The organism is Streptomyces sp. L2, from assembly GCF_004124325.1.
Lineage (GTDB): Bacteria > Actinomycetota > Actinomycetes > Streptomycetales > Streptomycetaceae > Streptomyces.
This window is the reverse complement of the sequence record NZ_QBDT01000001.1, coordinates 986719-1009533: the sequence shown is the minus strand read 5'-3', so window position 1 is coordinate 1009533 and position 22815 is coordinate 986719. Positions and strand designations below refer to the sequence as shown.

Below are 22815 nucleotides of genomic sequence, written 5' to 3'. Positions count from 1 at the left end.
CCCGGCAGCGCGTAACGTGACACGGCATGAAGATCCTCATCAGTGCGGACATGGAGGGGGCCACCGGCGTCACCTGGCCGTCCGACGTGCTGCCGGGGACGCCGCAGTGGGAGCGGTGCCGGTCCATGTTCACCTCGGACGTCGACGCCGCCGTCCAGGGCTTCTACGACGGGGGAGCCGACCAGGTGCTCGTCAACGAGGCCCACTGGTCGATGCGCAACCTGCTGCTGGAGCGGCTCGACGAGCGGGTCGAGATGCTCACCGGTCGGCACAAGTCCCTGTCCATGGTGGAGGGCGTCCAGCACGGTGACGTGGACGGCATCGCCTTCGTCGGCTACCACGCGGGCGCCGGCATGGAGGGCGTCCTCGCCCACACCTATCTGGCCAACCAGATCACCGGCGTGTGGATCAACGACGTCCGCGCCAGCGAGGGCCTGCTGAACGCGCACGTGGTCGCCGAGTACGGCGTCCCCGTCGTCCTCGTCACCGGCGACGACGTGGCCTGCGAGGACGCCCTCGGATACGCCCCCGAGGCGCTGAAGGTCGCCGTCAAGGACCATGTGTCGCGGTACGCGGCGGTGTGCCGGACACCGGCCCGCACCGCCGCCGACATCCGCGCCGCCGCCAAGGAGGCCACTCACCTGGCGGTCCGTCAGGCGCCCGTCAAGGCGGGGCCGTTCACGGTGGCGGTGGAGTTCGACGCCGAGCACCTGGCGATGGCCGCCACCGTCGTGCCCGGCGTCGCCCGGACCGGGGAACGGAAGGTCGCCTACACCAGCGGCACCATGTACGAGGGCATCCGGACCTTCAAGGCGGTCACGACGATCGCCTCCGCCGCCGTGGAGGAGCAGTATGGCTGACGGGCAGGCACTGGACGAGGTCGTCGAGTTCACCTCCGGCCTGATCCGGATCGACACCACCAACCGCGGCGGCGGCGACTGCCGGGAGCGGCCCGCCGCCGAGTACGCGGCCGAGCGGCTGGCCGGCGCGGGCCTCGAACCGGTGCTGCTGGAACGCACCCCGGGCCGCACCAACGTCGTCGCCCGGATCCCCGGCTCCGACCCGGCCGCCCCCGCGCTGCTCGTCCACGGCCACCTCGACGTGGTGCCCGCCGAGGCCGCCGACTGGAGCGTCGACCCGTTCTCCGGGGAGGTCCGCGACGGTGTCGTGTGGGGGAGGGGCGCCGTCGACATGAAGAACATGGACGCGATGATCCTCGCCGTCGTCCGGTCCTGGGCCCGGCAAGGCGTACGGCCCCGCCGTGACCTCGTCATCGCGTTCACCGCCGACGAGGAGGCCAGCGCCGAGGACGGCTCCGGCTTCCTCGCCGACGAGCACCCCGAACTGTTCGAGGGCTGCACCGAGGGCGTCAGCGAGTCCGGCGCGTTCACCTTCCACGACGGCTCCGGCCGGCAGCTCTACCCCATCGCGGCGGGGGAGCGCGGCACCGGCTGGCTGAAGCTCACCGCGCGCGGCCGGGCCGGACACGGCTCCAAGGTCAACCGCGACAACGCGGTGACCCGCCTCGCGGCCGCCGTCACCCGCATCGGCGAGCACGAGTGGCCGCTCCGGCTCACCCCCACCGTGCGGGCCGCCCTCGCCGAACTGGCCGCCCTGTACGGCGTCGACGCCGACTTCCGCGACGTCGACCGGCTGCTGGAGAAGCTGGGCCCCGCCGCGAAACTCGTCGAGTCGACCGTCCGCAACAGCGCCAACCCGACCATGCTGGACGCCGGTTACAAGGTGAACGTCATTCCCGGCGAGGCTGTCGCCCACGTCGACGGACGCTATCTGGCGGGCGACGAGGAGGAGTTCCGCGCCACCCTGGACCGGCTCACCGGACCGGACGTGGACTGGGAGTACCACCACCGCGAGGTCGCCCTCCAGGCCCCCGTGGACTCGCCGACCTTCGCCCGGATGCGGGCCGCCGTCGAGGAGTTCGCGCCCGAGGGACACGTCGTGCCGTACTGCATGTCCGGTGGCACCGACGCCAAGCAGTTCTCCCGGCTCGGCATCACCGGCTACGGTTTCACCCCGCTGAAGCTCCCCGAGGGCTACGACTATCAGGCGCTGTTCCACGGTGTCGACGAGCGTGTCCCCGTCGACGCCCTGCACTTCGGCGTCCGTGTCCTCGACCGCTTCCTGCGGACGGCCTAGGGGACGGGGGACGAGGTGCTGACATCGGCCTACGGTTCCTGGCCCTCACCGGTCGACGCGGCCCTGGCCGCCGCGCACGACGGACAGCCCGAATGGGTGGGCTTCGTCGGCGACGAGGCCTGGTGGACCGAGCCCCGGCCCACTGAGGGCGGCCGCCGCGCCCTCGTGCGGCGCACGGCCGACGGCCGCGAGGAGTCCGTGCTGCCCCCGCCGTGGAACGTGCGCAGCAGGGTCATCGAGTACGGCGGCCGGCCCTGGGACGGTGTCCTCGACGACGGCCAACCTCTCGTCGTCTTCACGCACTTCGCCGATCAGCGCCTCTACCGGTACGAGCCCGGCGGCGAGCCCCGCCCGCTGACCCCGGCGCCGACGCCCGGCCGGGAGCTGCGCTGGGCGGAGCCGCGCGTGGACCTCGGCCGGGGTGAGGTCTGGTGCGTGCTGGAGGAGTACACCGGCGACGGGCCCGACGACGTGCGGCGCGTACCCGCCGCCGTACCGCTGGACGGCTCGGCCGCCGCCGACCGGAGCGCCGTCCGCGAACTCGGCGACGACCGGCACCGGTTCGTCACCGGCGTCCGGCTCTCGCCCGACGGCCGCCGGGCCGCCTGGCTGGCCTGGGACCACCCGCGGATGCCCTGGGACGGCACGGAGCTGCTCGTCGGGGAGGTCGGTGCCGACGGCACGCTGCGGGACGTGCAGACCGTCGCCGGTGGACCGGACGAGGCCATCGCCCAGGTCGAGTGGTCGACGGACGGCCGTCTTCTGTATACGAGCGACCGCAGCGGCTGGTGGAACCTCTACCGGGACGGCGTCCCCCTGTGCCCGCGCGAGGAGGAGTTCGGCGGGCCGCTCTGGAAACTGGGTCTCCGCTGGTTCGCGCCGCTGGACGACGGGCGCATCGCGGTCATCCACGGCCGAGGGTCGACCGTCCTCGGCGTACTGGACACAGAATCCGGTGAGCTCGTCGACGTCGCCGGACCGTGGACCGAGTTCGCCCCCACGCTCGCCGCCTCCGGCGACCGCGTCCTCGCCGTCGGCGCCAGCCCGCGCACCGCCTACGAGGTCGTCGAACTCGACGCCCGCGGCGGACACACCCGGGTCACCGGAGCCCGCCACCGGGACCCCGTCGACCCCGCCTACTACCCCGAGCCGCAGATCCGCGCCTTCACCGGCCCCGACGGCCGCGAGGTGCACGCCCGCGTCTACCCGCCGCACCACCCCGCCCGCACCGCCCCCGACGGCGAACTGCCCCCCTACGTCATCTGGGCCCACGGAGGGCCCACCAGCCGCGCACCCCTCGTGCTGGACCTCGCCATCGCCTGCTTCACCTCCCGCGGCATCGGCGTCGCCGAGGTCGACTACGGCGGGTCCACCGGATACGGCCGCGCCTACCGGGAGCGGCTGCGCGAACAGTGGGGCGTCGTCGACGTCGAGGACTGCGCCGCCGTCGCGCTGGCCCTCGCCGAGGAGGGCACCGCCGACCGCGCCCGGCTCGCTATCCGCGGCGGCAGCGCGGGCGGCTGGACCACCGCGGCCTCCCTGACCACCACCGACGTCTACGCCTGCGGCACCATCAGCTACCCCATCCTCGACCTCACCACCTGGGGCCCGGGTGACACCCACGACTTCGAGTCCCGCTACCTGGAGTCGCTGATCGGCCCGGCGGGCGAGGTGCCCGCCCGCTACACCGAACGCTCGCCCCTCACCCACGCCGACCGGCTGACCGTGCCGTTCCTGCTGCTCCAGGGCCTGGACGACGTGATCTGCCCGCCCGCCCAGTGCGAGGGCTTCCTGGCCCGCGTCCAGGGCCGGGGCGTGCCCCACGCCTACCGCACCTTCGAGGGGGAGGGCCACGGCTTCCGGCGCGCCGGCACCATGGTGACCGCCCTTCAGGCCGAACTGTCCCTGTACGCTCAGGTGTTCGAGCTGGACATGCCCGGCGTTCCCGAACTGGAGCTGCTGACGTGAGGCAACTGGTACGGCCCGCCCGGCTGGCCCCCGGCGCACGCGTGGCCGTCGTCGCCACCAGCGGGCCGGTGCCCGAGGAACGGCTCCAGGCCGGCCTCGACGTGTTGCGCGGCTGGGACCTCGACCCGGTGGCCGCCCCCCACGCCCTGGACCGGCACCCAGAGTTCGGCTACCTCGCCGGCACCGACGCCGGCCGGGCGGCCGACCTGCAGAACGCCTGGTGCGACCCGGCCGTGGACGCCGTCCTCTGCGCGCGCGGCGGATACGGCGCACAGCGCCTGGCCGACCTGCTCGACTGGGAGGCGATGCGGGCCGCCGGGCCGAAGGTGTTCGTCGGGTTCAGCGACCTCACCGTCCTGCACGAGGCCTTCGCCACCCGCCTGGGCCTGGCCACCCTGCACGGCCCGATGGCCGCCGGCCTCGACCTCATCAAGAACGAGCGGGCCCAGGAACACCTGCGGGCCACCCTGTTCGCCCCCGAGACGGTCCGCACCATCACCGCCACCGGCGGCGGCGCCCTCGTCCCCGGCCGCGCCCGGGGCGTCACCCTCGGCGGCTGGCTGACCCTGCTCGCCTCCGAACTCGGCCTCCCGCACGCCCGCCGCTCCGCACGCGGCGGACTGCTCTGCCTGGAGGACGTCGGACAGGAGACGCACCACCTGGACCGCTGCCTCACCCAACTCCTGCGCTCCGGCTGGCTCGACGGCGTGCGCGGCGTGCTGCTCGGCTCCTGGCAGGACTGCGCCGGCTACGCCGAGGAGATCCGCCCCCTGCTCGCCGACCGCCTCGGCACCCTCGGCGTGCCCGTCGCCGAGAACGTCGGATTCGGCCACTGCGACGGGGCGCTGACGATCCCCTTCGGCGCCGCCGCCGAACTCGACGCCGAGGCGGGCACGTTGACCCTGGACGAGACGGCGCTGCGCTGAGCGGGGCGGGCGCGTCGTCGGGTGCGGGTGCGTTGCGGCTTGTCGCGCAGTTCCCCGCGCCCCTTGGGGAGTCGCGGCTGCCGCGCCCTGGAAAGCCGGCGGCAGTGCCACCCCCAGGGGCGCGGGGAACTGCGTGATCGGCCACAACGCACCCGCACCCGGCACCAAACCGCCCGCCCTGCGGCGCTCACCGCCCGACCCGGCCGCCAGAACGTCGTACGCTGGCCCGATGCCGCACACCGCACCCCGCTACCTGGCCGAAGGCCCCCGTGTGGGCATCCGGCACTTCACACTCGACGACGGGCCCGAGTTCACCGCCCGGGTCAGACAGAGCAAGGACCTGCACAGCCCCTGGCTGTTCCCGCCCGACACCGACGAGGCGTACGCCGCCTACGCCGGACCGCTCATCGACGACCCGGCCAAGGCCGGCTTCCTCGTCTGCGAGAAGGCCGACGGGGCCGTCGCCGGCTTCATCAACATCAACAACATCGTCCGGGGCGGCTTCCGGTCCGGTGCCCTCGGCTACGGCGCCTTCGCCCACGCGGCCGGCCGCGGACTGATGCGCGAAGGACTGGAACTCGTCATCGGCTACGCGTTCGGCCCGATGCGCCTGCACCGCCTGGAGATCAACGCACAGCCCGGCAACACCGCCTCCCTCGCGCTGGCCCGCGGCGCCGGCTTCCGCCGCGAGGGCTTCTCCCCGGCCATGCTCTACGTCGACGGCGGCTGGCGGGACCACGAACGCTGGGCCCTCACCACCGAGATGCGCGACCTGCCCTGAACCCCCGCCGGGAGCCCGGCCTTTGCGCAATCCTGACCGGTACGTCCCCTGGCCGACCGGCCGCACGCCGGGTTCCATGGTCATCGTGACGCAGATCCGACGTGAGGTACTGACGCTGCCCGCCGCGCCGCTGGGGCCGGACAACCCCCTGCCCCCGCTGCGCCCCCTGGACGAGGTCCACCGCATCGACGACCGCGAACGCGACGAGATGCCCCGCGACATGGCCCGCCAGCTCGGCTACGAACCACTGCGCAGCCTGCTCCCGGCGCGCGTGCGGGACGGCTACGGCCGCGGCCGCGCACCCCGTCCCGTCGACGCCCTGGTGATCGAGAACGACCGGCTGCGCGCCACCGTCCTGCCCGGACTCGGCGGCCGCGTCGCCTCCCTGCTCCACCTGCCCACCGGCCGCGAACTCCTGTACCGCAACCCCGTCCTGCAGCCCGCCAACTTCGCCCTCAACGGCGCCTGGTACTCCGGTGGCATCGAATGGAACATCGGCGCCACCGGCCACACCACCCTCTCCTGCGCCCCCCTGCACGCCGCCCGCGTCCCCGCCCCCGACGGCGGGCCGATGCTGCGCCTGTGGGAGTGGGAACGCCTGCGCGACCTGCCCTTCCAGGTCGACCTGTGGCTGCCCGACGGCTCCGACTTCCTCTACGTCGGCGTCCGCGTCCGCAACCCGCACGAGCGGCCCGTACCCACGTACTGGTGGTCCAACATCGCCGTCCCCGAGGACCGCCGCGTCCTCGCCCCCGCCCAGGAGGCGTGGCACTTCGGCTACGAACGCAGGCTCCGCCGGGTCCCCGTCCCGTCGTACGACGGGATCGACCGCACCTACCCCTTCAACAGCCCCTACGCCGCCGACTACTTCTACGAGGTCCCCGACGGCCGGCGCCGCTGGATCGCCGCCCTCGACAGCGACGGGCACGGACTCGTCCAGACCTCCACGGACGCGCTGCGCGGCCGCAAGCTGTTCGTCTGGGGCAGCGGCCCCGGCGGCCGGCGCTGGCAGGAATGGCTCACCGAGCCCGGCACCCCCGGCTACTGCGAGATCCAGGCCGGACTCGCCCGCACCCAGCTCGAACACGTCCGCCTGGAACCCGAGAGCGAGGTGTCCTGGCTGGAGGCGTACGGCCCGCTCGACACACCCGCCGACGGGGAGTGGACGACCGCCGTCCAGCAGGCGGAACGGCGGCTCGCGGCCGTCCTGCCACCCGCCCGCGTCGAGGAGGCGTACGAGACCTGGCGGCCGCACGCCGACACCGAACCCGGCGAGATCCTCAGCCCCGGCTCCGGCTGGGGCGCCCTGGAAGTGCTGCGCGCCGACTGGAAACTGCCCGGCACCCCGTTCCCCGAGTCCACCCTCGGCCCGGCCCAGGAACCCTGGCGGGAACTGCTGCGCACCGGCTCGCTCCCGGAACCCCGCCGGGTACGGCCGCCCGGCGAGACCCTCGTCGCCCCGCACTGGCGGGACATGCTGGAGACCGCGCCCGCCGGCCCGCACACCGAATACCACCTCGGGGTCGCCCAGTGGCACGCCGGCGACCGCGCCCAGGCCGTCCGCAGCTGGGAGCGCGCCCTCCCGCTCGCCCCCTCCCTGTGGCCCCTGCTGCGCTGCCTCGCCGTCGCCGACCAGGAGTCCGGGCACCACGAGCGGGCCGCCGACCGGTACGCCGACGCCTTCGACGATCTGTGCCGGGAGTGCCGCGACGACGGCGAGACCTGGACGGCGGCGCGGGCGGCGCTCGGCCGCGAGGCCGTCGAGGCGTTGCTGCGGGTCCGCCGTGCGGCGGAGGCGCGGGCCGCGTGGGAACGGCTCGGGCCCGCGGTCCGCCGGCGCGGCCGGTTCCGGCTCCTCCAGGCGGAGCTGCTGCTCGCGGAGGGGCGGGCCGCGGAGGCCCGCGCCGTCTTCGCCGAGGGCTTCGAGGTCGCGGACCTCCGCGAGGGTGAGGACACGATCGGCCGCCTCTGGAACCGCCTCACGGAGGAGCGGCTACCCGCCTCCTACGACTTCCGCATGCGACCCGACCTGCCGTGAGGGGGGTGCGGGCGCGTCGTCGGGCGCGGGTGCGCTGTGGCTTGTCGCGCAGTTCCCCGCGCCCCCGGGCAGGTCGGGGTGCCGCCAACTTCCAAGGGGCGCGCGGGGAACTGCGCGAGCGACCACGACTCACCCGCACCCGACAACGCACCGTACCCACCCCGGCCTCACCCGCCCAGCTGCGGCAGCACCTTCGTGCGGTAGAAGTCGAAGAACCCCCGCTGATCCTCACCGATCTGGTTCACGTACACCCGGTCGAACCCGGCATCGGCGAACTCCTTCAGCGCGGCCACATGCTCGTCGACGTCGTCCCCGCACACCGAGTTCTCCCGCACCATCTCCTCGGTCACCAGCTCGGACAGTTGCTCGAAGTGGCTCGGGGTCGGCAGCACCTGCCCCATCTCGCCGGGCAGCAGCTCGTTGTACCAGAGCCGGTGCACCTTTCGGACGCACGCCTCGCGGTCGTGGCCGTAGCAGACCTTCGTGCCGCCGCTGACCAGCTTCGAGCCGCCGCCGCCCTTGCGGTACTGGGTCACCATGTCCTCGTCGGGCATCATCGTGATGTAGCCGTCGCCCACACGCGCGGCCAGCGACGTCGCCTTCGGGCCGAAGCCGGAGATGTCGATCGGCACGGGTTCGTCCGGCACCGTGTAGAGGCGGGCGTTCTCCACCGTGTAGTGCGTGCCGTGGTGGGTGACCTCCTCGCCGGTGAACAGCCGGCGCATCACCTGGATGGACTCCTCCAGCATCTCCAGGCGGACGTTGAGCGGCGGCCACCGGTCGCCGAGGATGTGCTCGTTCAGCGCCTCGCCGGTGCCGACGCCCAGCCGGAAGCGGCCCTCGGTCATCACCGCGCTGGTCGCCGCCGCCTGCGCCACCATCGCCGGATGCATGCGCACGGTCGGGCAGGTCACCGCCGTCTCGACGGGCAGCGACACCGCCTCCGACAGCGCGCCGATCACCGACCACACGAACGCGCTCTCCCCCTGCGCGTCGTTCCACGGGTGGTAGTGGTCGGAGATCCACAGCGCCTGGAAGCCGGCCTGTTCGGCCATGCGGGCCTGCTCGACGAGTTCGGCGGGGCCGAATTGCTCGCACGACAGGAAGTAGCCGTACTCGGGCATGGGGGAAACCTCCGCGGCGGCGAAGCTGGAGTGGTGCCGGACCCGGGCCGGGTAACCCCGGTCCGATCGGGTGAAACGCCGGGGCGGCGGGCGTCCGGGTGAGCGGGGCGGCGTTCGGGTGGCCGGCCCCGGCGTTTGGGTGTCCCGGCCTCGGTTACGCGGAAGGCCTCGGACCAGCCACACCGCCGGAGGCGCACCGTGAGCCGACCCAGCATCGTGATCGTCGGCGCCGGGTTCGCCGGGTACCGGGCGGCCCGTACCCTGGCCCGCCTGACCCGGAACCGGGCCGACATCACCCTGCTCAACCCGACCGACTACTTCCTGTACCTGCCCCTGCTGCCGCAGGTGTCCGCCGGGATCCTGGACGCCCGCCGGGTCACCGTCTCGCTGCCCGGCACCCTGCGCGGGGTGCGGCTCGCGCTCGGCGAGGCGGACCACGTCGACCTCGACGAGCGCACCGTCCACTACGCGGACCCCGAGGGCGGTGTGCGCACGCTGTCCTACGACCGGCTCGTGCTGGCCGTGGGCAGCGTCAACAAGCTGTTGCCGATCCCGGGCGTGGCCGAGCACGCGCACGGCTTCCGCGGGCTGCCCGAGGCGCTGTACCTGCGCGACCACGTGACCCGGCAGGTGGAGCTGGCCGCCACGGCCGACGATCCGGAAACCCGCGCCGCCCGCTGCACCTTCGTCGTGGTCGGCGCCGGCTACACGGGCACCGAGGTGGCCGCGCACATGCAGATGCTCACCGACCGCCTCGCGCGCCGGCACGGGCTGCGCGTCCGGCCGCGCTGGATCCTGCTGGACGTGGCGCGACGGGTGCTGCCGGAGCTGGACGAGCGGCTGTCCCGCACGGCCGACCGGGTGCTGCGCACGCGGGGAGTCGACGTGCGCATGGAGACCTCCGTGAAGGAGGCCACCCACGACGGGGTGCTGCTCACGGACGGTGAGTTCGTCGAGTCCCGGACCCTGGTGTGGTGCGTGGGCGTGCGGCCGGATCCGCTGGTGGAGGCCGTCGGGCAGCCGCTGGAGCGGGGCCGGCTGATCGTCGACCCGCATCTGCAGGTGCCGGGCCGGACCGAGGTGTTCGCCTGCGGGGACGCGGCCGCCGTGCCCGACCTGGAGCGTCCCGGCGGGTTCACGCCGATGACCGCCCAGCACGCCTGGCGGCAGGGCCGGGTGGCCGGCGAGAACGTGGCCGCCTCGCTCGGACTCGGCCGGCGCCGCCGCCCCTACCGCCACCGCGACCTGGGGTTCGTCGTCGACCTCGGCGGGGTCCGGGCCGCCGCCAACCCGCTCGGCATCCACCTCGCCGGGCCACCGGCCGGGGCGGTCACCCGCGGCTACCACCTGGCAGCCATGCCCGGCAACCGCGTACGCGTCGCGGCCGACTGGCTGCTGGACGCCGTACTCCCGCGCCAGGGCGTCCAACTGGGCCTCGTACGGTCCTGGGCCGTCCCCCTGGACACCGCCTCCCCGGAACTGCCCCGGGTCCCCTCCGGCGCGACGACGGGCGGACCGGGTGACGAGCCCGCGAAGAACGAGCCGGGCGGGGAGCCCGCGAAGAACCAGCCGGGCGGCGAACCCGCGAAGAACCAGCCGGGCGGTGAGCCCGCCAGGAACCAGCCCGGCGCCGAGCCCGCGAAGAAGCGGCCCGGCGGCGAACCCGCGAAGAACCAGCCCGCCGATCACGCCGAATCCGATCACCCCGCCCCCGACCATCCCGCTCCCGGGCCCGTCAAGCGTGACGACCTGCCGGGGCGGGCCGCCGAAGGAGACTCATGAACACTGCCGAACTCGCCGAACTCGGGCAGCAGTTGCGCGTGGACAGCGTGCGGGCCGCCGCCGCGGCGGGGTCCGGGCACCCGACGTCCTCGATGTCCGCCGCCGACCTGGTGGCGGTCCTCTTCGCCCACCACGTGCGCTACGACTTCGAGCGCCCCGAACACCCCGCCAACGACCGCTTCGTCCTCTCCAAGGGCCATGCCTCACCCCTGCTCTACGCCCTCTACAAGGCGGCCGGCGCCATCGAGGACGGCGAGCTGGTCACCTTCCGCAAACTGGGCAGCCGTCTCGAAGGGCACCCCACGCCCCGCCGGCTGCCCTGGGTGGAGACGGCCACCGGCTCCCTCGGCCAGGGCCTGCCCGTCGGCGTCGGCATCGCCCTGTCCGGCAAGCGGCTGGAGCGCACCGGCTACCGCGTCTGGGTGCTGTGCGGCGACAGCGAGCTGGCCGAGGGCTCGATCTGGGAGGCCGCCGAGCACGCGTCGTACGAGCATCTCGACAACCTCACCGCGATCGTGGACGTCAACCGGCTCGGCCAGCGCGGCCCCACCCGGCACGGACACGACCTGGACGCCTACGCCCGCCGCTTCCAGGCGTTCGGCTGGCACACGATCGAGATCGACGGCCACGACGTGGACGCCGTCGACCGCGCCTACGGCGAGGCCCTGTCGACCACCGGGCAGCCCACCGTGATCCTGGCCCGCACCCTCAAGGGCAAGGGCGTCGCCGCCGTGGAGGACCGCGAGGGTCTGCACGGCAAGCCGCTGCCCGAGGCCGACGAGGCGATCGCCGAGCTGGGCGGGCAGCGCGACCTGCACGTCCGCGTGGGCGAGCCGCAGGCCGCCGCCGCGGTCCGCTCGGTCACCACCGAGCCGCTGCGGCTGCCCGGCTACGACACCGGCGACGAGGTCGCCACCCGGGACGCCTTCGGCGCGGCCCTCGCCGCACTCGGCAGCGCCCGCGGCGACGTCGTCGCCCTGGACGGCGAGGTCGGCGACTCCACCCGCACCGAGGAGTTCGGCAAGGCGCACCCCGACCGGTTCTTCGAGTGCTACATCGCCGAACAGCAGCTCGTCGCGGCGGCCGTCGGCATGGCGGCCCGCGGCTGGGTGCCGTACGCCTCCACGTTCGCCGCCTTCCTCACCCGCGCCCACGACTTCGTGCGGATGGCCTCCGTCAGCGGTTCCGGGATCAATCTGGTCGGCTCGCACGCGGGCTGCGCCATCGGCCAGGACGGGCCCTCGCAGATGGGACTGGAGGACCTGGCGATGTTCCGGTCCGTGTACGGCTCGACGGTGCTCTACCCGTGCGACGCCAACCAGACCGCCCGCCTGGTCGCGGCGATGGCCGGGCTGGAGGGCGTCCGCTACCTGCGCACCTCGCGCGGCAAGACCCCGGTGATCTACGGCCCGGACGAGGGGTTCGAGATCGGCGGCAGCAAGGTGCTCCGCTCCGGCGAGCAGGACCGGCTGACGGTCGTCGCGGCCGGGGTCACCGTGCCCGAGGCGCTGGCCGCCGCCGACCGGCTCGCCGAGGAGGGCATCCAGGTCAGGGTCGTCGACCTGTACTCGGTCAAGCCCGTCGACGTCGACACGCTGCGCCGGGCCGCCGAGGAGACCGGCTGCCTGCTGACCGTCGAGGACCACCACGAGGAGGGCGGCCTGGGCGACGCCGTACTGGAGGCGTTCACCGACGGACGGCCCGTGCCCCGTCTGGTGCGGCTCGCCGTACGGACCATGCCGGGCTCGGCCGCGCCCGACGAGCAGCTGCACGCGGCCGGCATCGACTCCATCGCCGTCGCGGCGGCGGCCCGGCTGCTGGTGGAGGAGGCGGTCGTGCGGTGAGCGCGGGCCCGGAAGACGAGGCGCGGACGATACGGGCGGGCCGCCGCACGGTCACTGTGCGGCGGCCCGGCAAGGTGCTCTTCCCGGGAGCGGGCGCGGGCGCCGGCGAGGGTGACGGCGACCGCGGCGGCGCGAGCGACGGCGACGCGAAGGAGTACACCAAGGGCGACCTCGCCGCCTACTACCGGAGCATCGCCCCCTACCTGCTGCCCCACGTACGGGGCCGCCCGCTGATGCTGGAGCGCTGCCCGGACGGCGTCGGCGGGCCCCGCTTCATGCAGAAGAACACGCCCGAGCACTATCCCGACTGGATCACCCGGGCCGAGGTCGCCAAGGAGGGCGGCACGGTCACGCACCTCGTCTGCGACGACACCGCGACCCTGGTGTACCTCGCCGACCAGGCCTGCGTCACGCTGCACCGCTGGCTCTCGCGCACCGACCGGGCCGCCGGCCCCGGCCACCCCGACCGGCTGGTCTTCGACCTCGATCCGGAAGGCGACGACTTCGCCGCCGTCCGGTCGGCCGCCGCCCGGATGCGCGAACTGCTCGACGACCTCGGCCTGCCCTGCGCGCCCATGACCACCGGCTCGCGCGGACTCCACCTCGTGGTGCCCCTCGACGGCCGCGCGGACTTCGACGAGGTACGGCGGTTCGCCCGCGAGACCGCCGAGCTGGCGGCCGAACGGCACCCCGGGGAACTCACCACCGCCGCCCGCAAGGACGCGCGCGGCGGCCGGCTCTACCTCGACGTGCAGCGCAACGCCTACGCGCAGACCGCCGTCGCCCCCTACTCCGTCCGGGCCCGCCCCGGCGCCCCCGTCGCCGTCCCGCTGGCCTGGGACCAGCTCGACGCGCCCGGCCTCGACGCCCGCCGCTGGACCATCGCGGACGCCCTCGACCAGGCCCGAACCGAGCCGTGGGCCGTGCTGCCCGGCCGGGGCCGCGCCCTCGGACCCGCCCGGCGCCGGCTCGCCGGACTGCGTGGCTGACCTGCCGTTTCCGTCCCGCCCGGGCCGTTCGCCGGGCGGGATCGGGCAGTCACGTGCTCGCGAAGGTTTGGCCAACGGAGGAGCGGCCACCCGAGGGGAGAGGTGGCCATGTCGAACACAAGAAGCACTTCCCAGTCACAGAGTTCACAGAAACCACAGAAGACTCAGAGTTCTCGTGATGCACACGAGAGCCGGAACTCCCAAGAAAACAAGACCAGTTCAGACAGTTCAAACAGTCCAGACAGTGCAGAGCGGGAGACGGACGAACAGGAGCCGGCGCCGATCGACATCCTTCGTCAGGCGCGCGCCCAGCTCGCCGAACTCACCGGACTCGTCCCCGAGTCCGTGACCGCGTTCGAGCGCAGCGAGGACGGCTGGTCGCTGGAGGTCGAGGTCCTCGAACTGGCCCGGGTGCCGGACACGATGAGCCTCATGGCGAGCTACCAGCTCGACCTCGACGCCCGCGGCCGGCTCACCGGATACCGGCGCGTCCGCCGTTACGAGCGCGCTCGGGCCGACGCGCGCAGGCCCGGCGGCCGTTAGGCCGCCCGACCGCGTCCCGCGGCCACGCGCATCGCGTGGCACCGACCACTGACGAGGAGGCACGGCCGGCATGACTGTAGTACCGGCACAGCAGACCGGCGGCGGAGGCGGCAGCAGCGGCCTCTACGACGTCCTGGAACTGGTACTGGACAGGGGGCTCGTGATCGACGCGTTCGTGCGGGTCTCCCTGGTCGGTATCGAGATCCTGAAGATCGACGTCCGGGTCGTCGTGGCCAGCGTCGACACCTATCTGCGCTTCGCCGAGGCGTGCAACCGCCTCGACCTGGAGTCCGGCCCGAACAAGAGCCCCGGCCTGCCCGAGATCGTCGGCGAGGTCACGGAGTCCGGCGCCCGCGGCAAGTCCAAGGGCGCGCTGTCCGGAGCCGCGGAGACCGTGTCCGACGCCTTCAAGCAGGCCCGTGGCGAGCGCGAGACCGAGTCCCGGCCGCGCGCCCGCAAGTCCACGGCCCGCCGGAAGGAGGAGCAGGAGTGAGCACGTACGTCTACGGGATCACCGCCCGGTCGCACCCGGCGCTTCCCGAGGGCATGACCGGTGTCGGGGAGCCGCCCCGCCAGGTGCGGGTCCTCACGGCCGGTGAGCTGGCCGCCGTGGTCAGCGACGCCCCCGAGGGGTTGCGGCCCAAGCGCAGGGACCTGCTCGCCCACCAGAACGTGCTCGCCGAGGCGGGTGTGGCCGGCTGCGTGCTGCCCATGCGGTTCGGCAGTGTCGCCCCCGACGACGACGCGGTCACCGGGGTCCTCGACGAGCGCGCCGAGCACTACCGGGAGCGGCTCGGCCAGCTCGACGGCAAGGTCGAGTACAACATCAAGGCCGCCCACGTCGAGGACGCGGTGCTGCACATCGTCATGGCCGAGAACCCCGAGCTGCGCTCCCTCGCCGAGACCAACCGGCTCGCGGGCGGCGGCAGCTACGAGGACAAGATCAGGCTCGGCGAGATGGTCGCGGCCGCCGTCCAGGCCAAGGAGGCCGAGGACGCCGCCGAGGTCCACCGCCGGCTGGCCCCGGCCGCGGCGGCCGTGAGCGTGGGCCCCGAGTCCACCGGCTGGCTGCTCAACGTGTCCTTCCTGGTCCCCCGGGAGACCGCCGAGCAGTTCGTGGCCGCCGTCCAGCAGGTGCGCGAGAGCCATGCCCACCTGGACGTGCGCGTCAACGGACCGCTGCCGCCGTACAGCTTCGTCGAGCCCGGCCCCGCCGAGCCCGCGGGCACCACGATCGGAGCGGACACCGGCGCCCCCTGACCGGGCGGGCGCGACCACGCGACGGGTGCGGACGGAAGGAGTAGGCCGTGGGACTGATCGGTGAGGTGCTGCTGCTGCCGTTCGCACCGGTGCGCGGCAGCGCCTGGGCGATCCGCCAGGTGCTGCGTGAAGCGGAACGGATCTATTACGACCCCGCCACCGTGCGGGCCGAACTCGCGCGCCTCGAAGAGCAGCTGGAGGCGGGCGAGATCACCGAGGAGGAGTTCGACCGGCGAGAGGACGAACTGCTCGACCGGCTGGAGACCGCCCTGCGCTCCGGCGACACCACAGGCAACGGGACGGCACGATGAATCGAGTGGGACTCGGCCTCGCCATAGGGGCCGGATACGTCCTCGGACGTACGAAGAAGGCGAAACTGGCGCTGGCCGTCGGCTCGCTGGTGGCCGGCAAGAAGCTGAACCTGAGCCCGCGGGCGGTCGCGGAGCTGGCGGGCCGCCAGCTGCGGGAGAACCCGCAGTTCAAGGAGATCGGCGACCAGCTGCGCGAGGACCTCAGGGGCGCGGGCAAGGCCGCTTCCGGGGCCATGGTCGAGCGCCAGATGAGCGCGCTCGCCGACCGGCTGCACGGCAGGACCAGCGAGGTCCGCGAACAGCTCACCGGGGCCCTGCCCGGCACCGGCTCCGGTTCTGGCTCCGATGGGGAGGAGGACGAGGTCCGGGACGACGAGGTCCGGGACGAGGACGACCAGGATCGGGACGACGACCAGGATCGGGACGACGACCGGGACCGGGACGAAGACCGGGAGGCCCGGGGCCGCTCGTCCCGCGGGAAGTCCGGCACCGGCGAGAAGAGGCCCGCGAAGAAGGCGCCCGCCAAGAAGGCGCCGGCCGCCGAGAAGGGCGGGGCACGGAAGGCCGCCGCGAAGAAGGCCCCGGCCAAGAAGACGGCGGCCAAGAAGACCGGCACGGCCCGCAGGACCGCCGGCAAGAAGACGGCCGTGGCCGGCAGCGCCTCCCGGGGCGCCCGTAACCGGCTGCCGAAGGGCGGCGACGACCGATGACCGACACCCTCGGATCCGCGGCCGGCCGGGCCTCCGGCGCCGCACAGGAGAACCCGCTGACATCACTCGCCCACAGCGAGGCCGCCGACCGCCTGAAGCAGGAGGCCCAGGACTACCTGACCGCCCAGGCCGAGCGGCTGCTGACCGGCGTCGGCCGCAAACTGGGCGAGACCACGGTCAAGCTCAACGACATCGCCGAGGGGAACAGCCCCGGCTTCGGCAAGCTGGCCCTGGACGGCGGCCGCAAGCTCGCCGAGGGCAAGGGGCCACTGCGCTCCGCACTGGAGCTGGGCGCCTCGCGGGTCAAGGACAACGTCATGGGTGCGGTGAAGAACCTCGGCGGCAGCGGCAAGCGCAAGGGGGGCGGGGGCAACAAGCCCACCGTCATCATGGAGTCCGTGGACGTCGGGGTGCCGCTGCGCACCGCCTACGACCAGTGGACCCAGTACCAGGACTTCAGCACCTTCGCCAAGGGCGTCAAGAGCGCGAACCGCGCCGACGACACCCACTCCGACTGGCAGGCGAAGGTCCTGTGGTCCAGCCGCAGCTGGAAGGCGCAGACCACCGAGCAAATACCCGACCAGCGCATCCAGTGGACCTCCGAGGGCGCGAAGGGCAGCACCAAGGGCGTGGTGACCTTCCATGCCCTGGGCGACGACCTCACCAGGGTCCTGCTGGTCATGGAGTACTACCCGAGCGGCTTCTTCGAGAAGACCGGCAACCTGTGGCGCGCCCAGGGCCGAAGGGCCAGGCTGGATCTGAAGCACTACGCCCGCTTCATCACCCTGAAGGGCGAGGCGGACGACGGCTGGCGCGGCGAGATCCGTGACGGCGAGGTGGTCCGCAGCCACGAGGACGCCGTCGAGGAGGAGAACGCCGAGACCGAGGACAACGGCGAGCCGGAGGAGAACGGCGAACCCGAGGAGCCCGAGGCGTCCGACGAGCCCGTGGACGAGGACGAGGACGAAGAGGGTTACGACGCCGAGGACGAGGAAGCCGAGGAGGACGAGGAGGAGCCCGAGGACGACGGGGAGCCTGCGGACGAGGAGGAGTACGAGGACGCGGACGAGGAGTACGAGGACGAAGAAGAACCCGAGTACACCGAGGGCGGGAGCCGTCGATGACGATGCCCAGCCGGTTTCCCGAGCCGTACGGACAGGGCGGCGGGGCCAACCTCGCCGACATCCTGGAGCGCGTGCTCGACAAGGGTGTCGTGATCGCCGGCGACATCCGGATCAACCTGCTCGACATCGAACTGCTCACCGTCAAGCTCCGGCTGGTCGTCGCGTCGGTCGACAAGGCCAAGGAGATGGGCATCGACTGGTGGGAGACCGACCCGGCCCTCTCCTCCCGGGCCCGCCAGAACGAGCTGGCCCGGGAGAACGCCGAGCTGCGCGAGCGACTGGCGCGCCTGGAGGAGCTCGAACCGGGCGGCACCGCCCGTGAACCCCGCCGTACGCGGAGTGAACCCCGCCGCGCGCCCGAGGAGGCACCATGACCGGACTGCGGTACGTCTACGCCGTCTGCCACCCCTTCGGCGCCCCCCTGCAGTCCCAGCTGACGGGCATCGGGGGCGCCCCGCCGGCCCTGCTGAACCACCACGGCCTGGTCGCGGTCGTCAGCACGGTCCCGCACGGCGACTTCTCCGAGGAGGCCCTGCGGGAGCGGCTGGAGGACCTGGACTGGCTGGCCGCGACCGCCCGCGCCCACCAGGGCGTGATCGCCGCGCTCACCACCGTCACCACCCCGCTGCCGCTCCGGCTCGCCACCGTCTTCCGTGACGACAGCGGCGTACGCACGATGATCGAGGCCCGCGAGGACGACTTCCGGCGCGCCCTGGACCGGCTGACCGGCCGTGTCGAGTGGGGCGTGAAGGTGTACGTCGAGCCCGAGCCCGCCGAGGCCGTCACGTCCGCCGCGGCACAGCCCGCGAGCGGCCGGGACTATCTGCGCCGGCGGCGGCAGAGCAGCCACGCGCACGAGGAGACATGGCGGCGGGCCGGGACGTTCGCTCAGGCCCTCCACGCGCGGCTCTCCGCGCACGCCGAGGATTCCCGGCTGCACCCGTCGCAGAACTCCGCGCTGTCCGGAGCGGCCGGCCAGAACGTGCTCAACGCCGCCTATCTCGTGTCCCGCGAGGATTCCGAGGAATTCGTGGAACTGGTGGACCGTACGAAGGACGAGACCCCCGGAATACGGGTGGAACTCACCGGTCCCTGGGCGGCCTACTCGTTCACGGGGGAGGAGCCGTGACCGTCGTCGAACGCCGCGAGATCGCCCTCGTCGACCTGCTCGACCGGCTGCTGGCCGGCGGGGTCGTCATCACCGGCGACATCACCCTGCGGATCGCGGACGTCGACCTCGTCCGGATCGACCTCAACGCGCTGATCAGCTCGGTGAACGAGCAGGTGCCCTCACCCTTCGAGCTGCCCGCGCCGGCCCGTCCCCCCGCCGAGGAGTCCGCATGAGCGCCCGCAAACGGCTCGACCTGGAACCCGACACCGTCGAGCGGGACCTGGTGAAACTCGTCCTCACCGTGGTGGAACTGCTGCGCCAGCTCATGGAACGGCAGGCGATGCGCCGCTTCGACACGGGGGAGCTGACCGAGGAGCAGGAGGAACGGATCGGGCTCACCCTGATGCTGCTGGAGGAGCGGATGGCCGAGCTGCGCGACCGTTACGGCCTGCGGCCCGAGGACCTGAACCTGGACCTCGGGCCGCTCGGACCCCTGCTGCCCCGCGCCTGACCGCGAGTGCAGCCCCGGGCCTGACCGCGAGCCTGGACCCGCGCGTGACCCCGGCTCACCACCGGTACCAGCGGCTCCGGCCGCGGCCGGCGGCACTGTTCGCGCTGCGCAGCAGGAATCCGACCACCCAGAAGGCGAGCACCACCAGGGCGATCCACCAGAGGATCTTCACCACGAATCCGAGACCGAAGAGGATCAGTATCAGAAGCAGGACGAGCAGGATGGGAACCATGACGTGAACCTCCTGCCGCCCGGGTTTCCCGGAACACGCGGCTCAGGCGCGTCCCCGGCACTCATTTCGGGCGTTTCCGGTTCTCATTTACGGCACAGGATCTCCCCGTGCAGGACCGCGAACCAGCCGTCCTCGCGCCGTCCCCACTCCCGCCAGGCGGCCGAGATCTCGCGCAGCCGCTCGGCCGTCGCGTGCTCGCCCCCGGTGGCCCGTTCGGCATAGGCCGAGGCGAGGGTGCGGTCCGCCCACAGCCCGCTCCACCACGCGCGCTCCTCGGCCGTGGCGAACGTCCAGGTGCCGGAGGTGGCCGTGACGTCCGTGAACCCGGCGGCCAGGGCCCAGGACCGCAGCCGGCGCCCCGCGTCCGGCTCGCCCCCGTTGGCCCGGGCGACCCGCAGATACAGGTCCAGCCAGTCGTCCAGGCCGGCCACCGCCGGATACCAGGTCATCGCCGAGTAGTCCGCGTCACGCACGGCGACGAACCCGCCGGGTCTCGTCACCCGGCGCATCTCGCGCAGCGCCCGCACCGGGTCGCCCACGTGCTGGAGCACCTGGTGGGCGTGGACCACGCAGAACGTGTCGTCGGGGTAGACCAGGGCGTGCACGTCGCCGGCCGTGAAGTCGACGTTCGTCAGGCCCCGCTCCTCGGCGGTGGCCCGGGCCCGATCCAGGATGCCCGGCGCGTGGTCGAGGCCGGTGACGTGGCCGTCCGGGACCAGTTCCGCCAGGTCGGCGGTGATGGTGCCGGGGCCGCAGCCGATGTCCAGGATCCGCATGTGGGGCTTGACCGAACCGAGCAGGTACGCCGCGGAGTTGGCGGCCGTACGCCAGGTGTGCGACCGCAGGACCGACTCGTGGTGCCCGTGCGTGTAGACGGCCGTCTCCCGCGCTTCCGGCATGGCTGTGCCCCCTTCTCGTAGGACCGGCCACCGGGCCTTCCGGCCCGGCTCCCGATGCTCGGAACGGTACGCGCGCCGACCGCATGATGAGAACCACGTATTGATATGTGGACTGATGGATAGTCAATTCCAGTGTCGCCCGCGTCGACCGCCGTCAGTGCAGGGGGCGGTAGACCGTCAGCGCCTCCGGCAGCTTCTCCACCGTCACCTCGCCCGACACCGGCTCCACCTCGCCGTCGTACGCCAGCGGGGTGCCGGGCTCGACGCCGGTCAGCCGGAGCCGGGTCACCTGGACGGCCGCGTGGGCGGGGGAGCGGGTGAGCGGGCCGGCCGCCGCGGCGGCGAGCAGCCGCAGCGCCGGGCGGCGGCTGCCGTGCACCACGCGCACGTCCAGCAGGCCGTCGGCCAGATCCGTACGACGGCCAGGGGTGAGACCCATCCGGTGGTAGACGCCGTTGCCGACGAACAGCAGCCACAGCGGCCGCTGTTCACCGCCGGCCTCCACGCGCATCGGATGCCGGTCCGCGCGCAGCACCCGGAAGGCGCCGAGCAGCCCGGCCGGCCAGCCGCCGATCCGGCCCGACCAGCGCTCCCGCTCGCGCACCAGCTCCGGATAGACGCCCAGGCTCAGCGTGTTCAGGAACACGCCCCGCGTGTCGCCGGCGGTGAACCGGCCGACGTCCACCCGCACCGCCTCGCCGTGCCGGACGGCCCACGCGAAGTCCCGCTCGTCCTCCACCCCCAGGTCGTAGGCGAAGTGGTTGAGGGTGCCGCCCGGCAGCACCGCGAGCGGCAGGTCGTGGCGCAGGGCGAGTGCCGCCGCCGCGTTCACCGTGCCGTCGCCGCCGCACACCCCGAGCACCCGGGCGCGGGCCGCCGCCTTGCGCAGTTCCTCCCCGATGTGGTCCGGCGCGCACTCGCCGATCTCGGCGGCCGGCAGCGCCACGCGCAGCGCCCGCACCCGCTCCGCCGTGCCCGACGCCTGGTTCGCCACCACTATGAGACCTTCGCCGTCCCGCAGCGCCGGGGCGTGGGCGCGCGGCCGGGCGGGCGGCCGGGCACCGGCACGGGTCGGCACCAGCCGCCGTACCGCGAACGCGGCGCCCGCGCCCAGGGCCGCACCCGCCAGCACGTCGCTCGGGAAGTGCACGCCCGTGTACACCCGGGAGGCCGCCACCGACAGCGCCAGCGGCGCGACGGCCGCGCCCCACGCCGGGGACTCCAGGGCCACACCGGTCGCGAACGCGGCGGCGGAGGCGGCGTGGCCGGACGGGAACGACGTGGTGATCGGCTGCCGTTTCAGCTGCCGCACCAGCGGCACCGCGTCCAGCGCCGGACGCGCCCGGCGCACCGAGCGCTTGCCGAGGGTGTTGATGGTGAGCGAGGCCAGGGTCAGCGAGGCCACGCCCCGGACGGCCGCCCGGCGGGCGCGCGGGGTACGGGTCGCGGCCAGCGCGGCCGCCGTCGCGAACCAGAGCACTCCGTGGTTCGCGCTGCGGCTCAGCCGGGGCAGCACCCGTTCGGCGGCCGGCCAGTGCCGGCGCGCGGCCACCTCGAACAGCCGGGAGTCCAGGGCGAGCAGCCGCTCGCGCAGGGCGTGCCGGCCGGTCGCCGGGACGGTCAGGTCGACGTCTGGGGTCATGGGGTGCGGTTACCCTGAAGCGGCCGTTTGTTGTGCTCTTCGTGCGCCGAAGGTGTGGGCCCCGCGCGCCGCGCCCCCGGGCCGCGCGCCCGCCGGCGAGGGAGGAACCCCGGATGCGCCTGCTCCTCGTCCGCCACGGTCAGACCCCGTCCAACGTGGAGTTCCTGCTGGACACGGCCGTACCGGGGCCCGGCCTCACCCCGCTGGGCACACGGCAGGCCGCCGCGCTGGCCGCCGTCCTCGCCGGCGAGGACGTCGACGCCGTCTACGCCTCCACGCTGACCCGCACCCGGCTGACCGCCGCCCCGCTGGCCCAGGCGCGCGGCCTGGAGGTCCTCGTCCGCGACGGCCTCCGCGAGCTGTCGGCCGGCGACCTGGAGATGGCGCCCGGCCACTCCGCGCAGGGCGAGCTGTACATGCGCACCGTGTTCGCGTGGGCGGCCGGGGACACCGCACTGCGCATGCCCGGCGGGGAGAGGGGCGAGGAGGCGCTGGCCCGCTTCGACCAGGTCGTCGCCGAGGCCGCCGGCAGCGGCGCGGGCACGGTGGTCATGGTCAGCCACGGCGCCGCGATCCGCGTGTGGACCGCCGCCCGCGCCGCCAACATCGACGTCTCCTACGCCGCCGCCCGCCCCCTGGAGAACACCGGCGTCGTCACCCTCGACGGCACCCCGACCACCGGCTTCAAGGCCCTGACCTGGGCAGGCGCCACAATCCTGCCCTCCGGCAAAACCGGCCCAACAGGAGAGCCCGTGACCCCACCGAACTGAGCGTCCAACCCAGCCGGCCCCCGCCCGAGCTGCCCGCCCGGCCGCCCCCGGCCGAGCGCCCCTCCCAGCCGCACCCAGCTGCGGGCATGCGTG

At 73.7% G+C, this 22815-nt stretch carries 24 protein-coding genes; 20 read left to right on the top strand and 4 right to left on the bottom strand.

Annotated features, from left to right (window positions below; genetic code table 11):
* Positions 1–26 precede the first annotated feature (26 nt).
* The 6 genes from DBP14_RS04410 to DBP14_RS04385 all read left to right on the top strand — a co-directional run bounded on the left by DBP14_RS04410 (position 27) and on the right by DBP14_RS04385 (position 7870).
* A complete protein-coding gene (locus tag DBP14_RS04410) occupies positions 27–860 on the top strand; it encodes a M55 family metallopeptidase (RefSeq protein ID WP_129305735.1) in 834 nt (277 codons plus the stop codon).
* The gene (locus DBP14_RS04405) at positions 853–2157 is read left to right on the top strand and encodes a M20/M25/M40 family metallo-hydrolase (protein ID WP_129305734.1); all 1305 of its coding nucleotides are present in this window, start codon (positions 853–855) and stop codon (positions 2155–2157) included. Before DBP14_RS04410 ends, DBP14_RS04405 begins: the two co-directional genes overlap by 8 nt.
* Positions 2158–2172: 15 nt before the next feature.
* Positions 2173–4125, top strand: a complete 1953-nt coding sequence (locus DBP14_RS04400) for an LpqB family beta-propeller domain-containing protein (RefSeq protein ID WP_129305733.1) — start codon at positions 2173–2175, stop codon at positions 4123–4125.
* The gene (locus DBP14_RS04395) at positions 4122–5051 is read left to right on the top strand and encodes an LD-carboxypeptidase (RefSeq protein ID WP_129305732.1); all 930 of its coding nucleotides are present in this window, start codon (positions 4122–4124) and stop codon (positions 5049–5051) included. Before DBP14_RS04400 ends, DBP14_RS04395 begins: the two co-directional genes overlap by 4 nt.
* A 229-nt stretch (positions 5052–5280) precedes the next feature.
* The gene (locus tag DBP14_RS04390) at positions 5281–5832 is read left to right on the top strand and encodes a GNAT family N-acetyltransferase (protein ID WP_129305731.1); all 552 of its coding nucleotides are present in this window, start codon (positions 5281–5283) and stop codon (positions 5830–5832) included.
* A gap of 76 nt (positions 5833–5908) precedes the next feature.
* On the top strand, positions 5909–7870 hold the full coding sequence (locus tag DBP14_RS04385; RefSeq protein ID WP_129311668.1) for a DUF5107 domain-containing protein: 1962 nt from the start codon (positions 5909–5911) through the stop codon (positions 7868–7870).
* 167 nt (positions 7871–8037) lie between these two features.
* On the opposite strand, the gene DBP14_RS04380 is transcribed toward DBP14_RS04385, so the two are convergent.
* On the bottom strand, positions 8038–8994 hold the full coding sequence (locus DBP14_RS04380) for an LLM class F420-dependent oxidoreductase (protein WP_129305730.1): 957 nt from the start codon (positions 8992–8994) through the stop codon (positions 8038–8040).
* A 198-nt stretch (positions 8995–9192) separates the two neighbouring features.
* Here DBP14_RS04380 and DBP14_RS04375 point away from each other — a divergent pair, with 198 nt between their 5' ends.
* The 13 genes from DBP14_RS04375 to DBP14_RS04315 all read left to right on the top strand — a co-directional run bounded on the left by DBP14_RS04375 (position 9193) and on the right by DBP14_RS04315 (position 19179).
* Positions 9193–10776, top strand: coding sequence for an FAD-dependent oxidoreductase (locus DBP14_RS04375; protein ID WP_129305729.1), 1584 nt, complete (start codon positions 9193–9195; stop codon positions 10774–10776).
* On the top strand, positions 10773–12620 hold the full coding sequence (locus DBP14_RS04370; protein WP_129305728.1) for a transketolase: 1848 nt from the start codon (positions 10773–10775) through the stop codon (positions 12618–12620). The genes DBP14_RS04375 and DBP14_RS04370 overlap by 4 nt, the downstream gene beginning before the upstream one ends.
* Positions 12617–13609 carry a non-homologous end-joining DNA ligase gene (ligD, locus tag DBP14_RS04365; protein ID WP_129305727.1) on the top strand — a complete coding sequence of 331 codons (993 nt, stop codon included), beginning with the start codon at positions 12617–12619 and terminating at the stop codon, positions 13607–13609. Before DBP14_RS04370 ends, ligD begins: the two co-directional genes overlap by 4 nt.
* Before the next feature lie 108 nt (positions 13610–13717).
* On the top strand, positions 13718–14152 hold the full coding sequence (locus tag DBP14_RS04360; protein ID WP_129305726.1) for a gas vesicle protein: 435 nt from the start codon (positions 13718–13720) through the stop codon (positions 14150–14152).
* Between the two features lie 70 nt (positions 14153–14222).
* Complete coding sequence (locus tag DBP14_RS04355; protein ID WP_129305725.1) at positions 14223–14645, top strand: gas vesicle structural protein GvpA; 423 nt, start codon at positions 14223–14225, stop codon at positions 14643–14645.
* The gene (locus DBP14_RS04350) at positions 14642–15412 is read left to right on the top strand and encodes a GvpL/GvpF family gas vesicle protein (protein ID WP_129305724.1); all 771 of its coding nucleotides are present in this window, start codon (positions 14642–14644) and stop codon (positions 15410–15412) included. The genes DBP14_RS04355 and DBP14_RS04350 overlap by 4 nt, the downstream gene beginning before the upstream one ends.
* Before the next feature lie 47 nt (positions 15413–15459).
* On the top strand, positions 15460–15723 hold the full coding sequence (locus DBP14_RS04345; protein ID WP_129305723.1) for a gas vesicle protein GvpG: 264 nt from the start codon (positions 15460–15462) through the stop codon (positions 15721–15723).
* Complete coding sequence (locus DBP14_RS04340; protein WP_129305722.1) at positions 15720–16433, top strand: DNA primase; 714 nt, start codon at positions 15720–15722, stop codon at positions 16431–16433. Before DBP14_RS04345 ends, DBP14_RS04340 begins: the two co-directional genes overlap by 4 nt.
* Complete coding sequence (locus tag DBP14_RS04335; RefSeq protein ID WP_129305721.1) at positions 16430–17557, top strand: SRPBCC family protein; 1128 nt, start codon at positions 16430–16432, stop codon at positions 17555–17557. The genes DBP14_RS04340 and DBP14_RS04335 overlap by 4 nt, the downstream gene beginning before the upstream one ends.
* A complete protein-coding gene (locus DBP14_RS04330) occupies positions 17554–17931 on the top strand; it encodes a gas vesicle protein (protein ID WP_241740796.1) in 378 nt (125 codons plus the stop codon). Before DBP14_RS04335 ends, DBP14_RS04330 begins: the two co-directional genes overlap by 4 nt.
* The gene (locus tag DBP14_RS04325) at positions 17928–18686 is read left to right on the top strand and encodes a GvpL/GvpF family gas vesicle protein (protein WP_129305720.1); all 759 of its coding nucleotides are present in this window, start codon (positions 17928–17930) and stop codon (positions 18684–18686) included. Before DBP14_RS04330 ends, DBP14_RS04325 begins: the two co-directional genes overlap by 4 nt.
* Positions 18683–18901, top strand: coding sequence for a gas vesicle protein (locus tag DBP14_RS04320; RefSeq protein WP_129305719.1), 219 nt, complete (start codon positions 18683–18685; stop codon positions 18899–18901). The genes DBP14_RS04325 and DBP14_RS04320 overlap by 4 nt, the downstream gene beginning before the upstream one ends.
* Positions 18898–19179, top strand: a complete 282-nt coding sequence (locus DBP14_RS04315) for a gas vesicle protein K (RefSeq protein ID WP_129305718.1) — start codon at positions 18898–18900, stop codon at positions 19177–19179. Before DBP14_RS04320 ends, DBP14_RS04315 begins: the two co-directional genes overlap by 4 nt.
* A gap of 55 nt (positions 19180–19234) precedes the next feature.
* Here DBP14_RS04315 and DBP14_RS04310 read toward each other — a convergent pair whose 3' ends face one another.
* From DBP14_RS04310 to DBP14_RS04300, 3 genes are all read right to left on the bottom strand, one after another.
* Positions 19235–19411, bottom strand: coding sequence for a hydrophobic protein (locus DBP14_RS04310; RefSeq protein WP_129305717.1), 177 nt, complete (start codon positions 19409–19411; stop codon positions 19235–19237).
* An 83-nt stretch (positions 19412–19494) separates the two neighbouring features.
* A complete protein-coding gene (locus DBP14_RS04305) occupies positions 19495–20310 on the bottom strand; it encodes a class I SAM-dependent methyltransferase (RefSeq protein WP_129305716.1) in 816 nt (271 codons plus the stop codon).
* 154 nt (positions 20311–20464) lie between these two features.
* The gene (locus DBP14_RS04300; protein ID WP_129305715.1) at positions 20465–21952 is read right to left on the bottom strand and encodes a bifunctional phosphatase PAP2/diacylglycerol kinase family protein; all 1488 of its coding nucleotides are present in this window, start codon (positions 21950–21952) and stop codon (positions 20465–20467) included.
* Positions 21953–22065: 113 nt separating this feature from the next.
* On the opposite strand from DBP14_RS04300, the gene DBP14_RS04295 reads away from it, so the two are divergent.
* On the top strand, positions 22066–22722 hold the full coding sequence (locus DBP14_RS04295) for a histidine phosphatase family protein (RefSeq protein ID WP_129305714.1): 657 nt from the start codon (positions 22066–22068) through the stop codon (positions 22720–22722).
* The last annotated feature ends 93 nt before the right edge of the window (positions 22723–22815 follow it).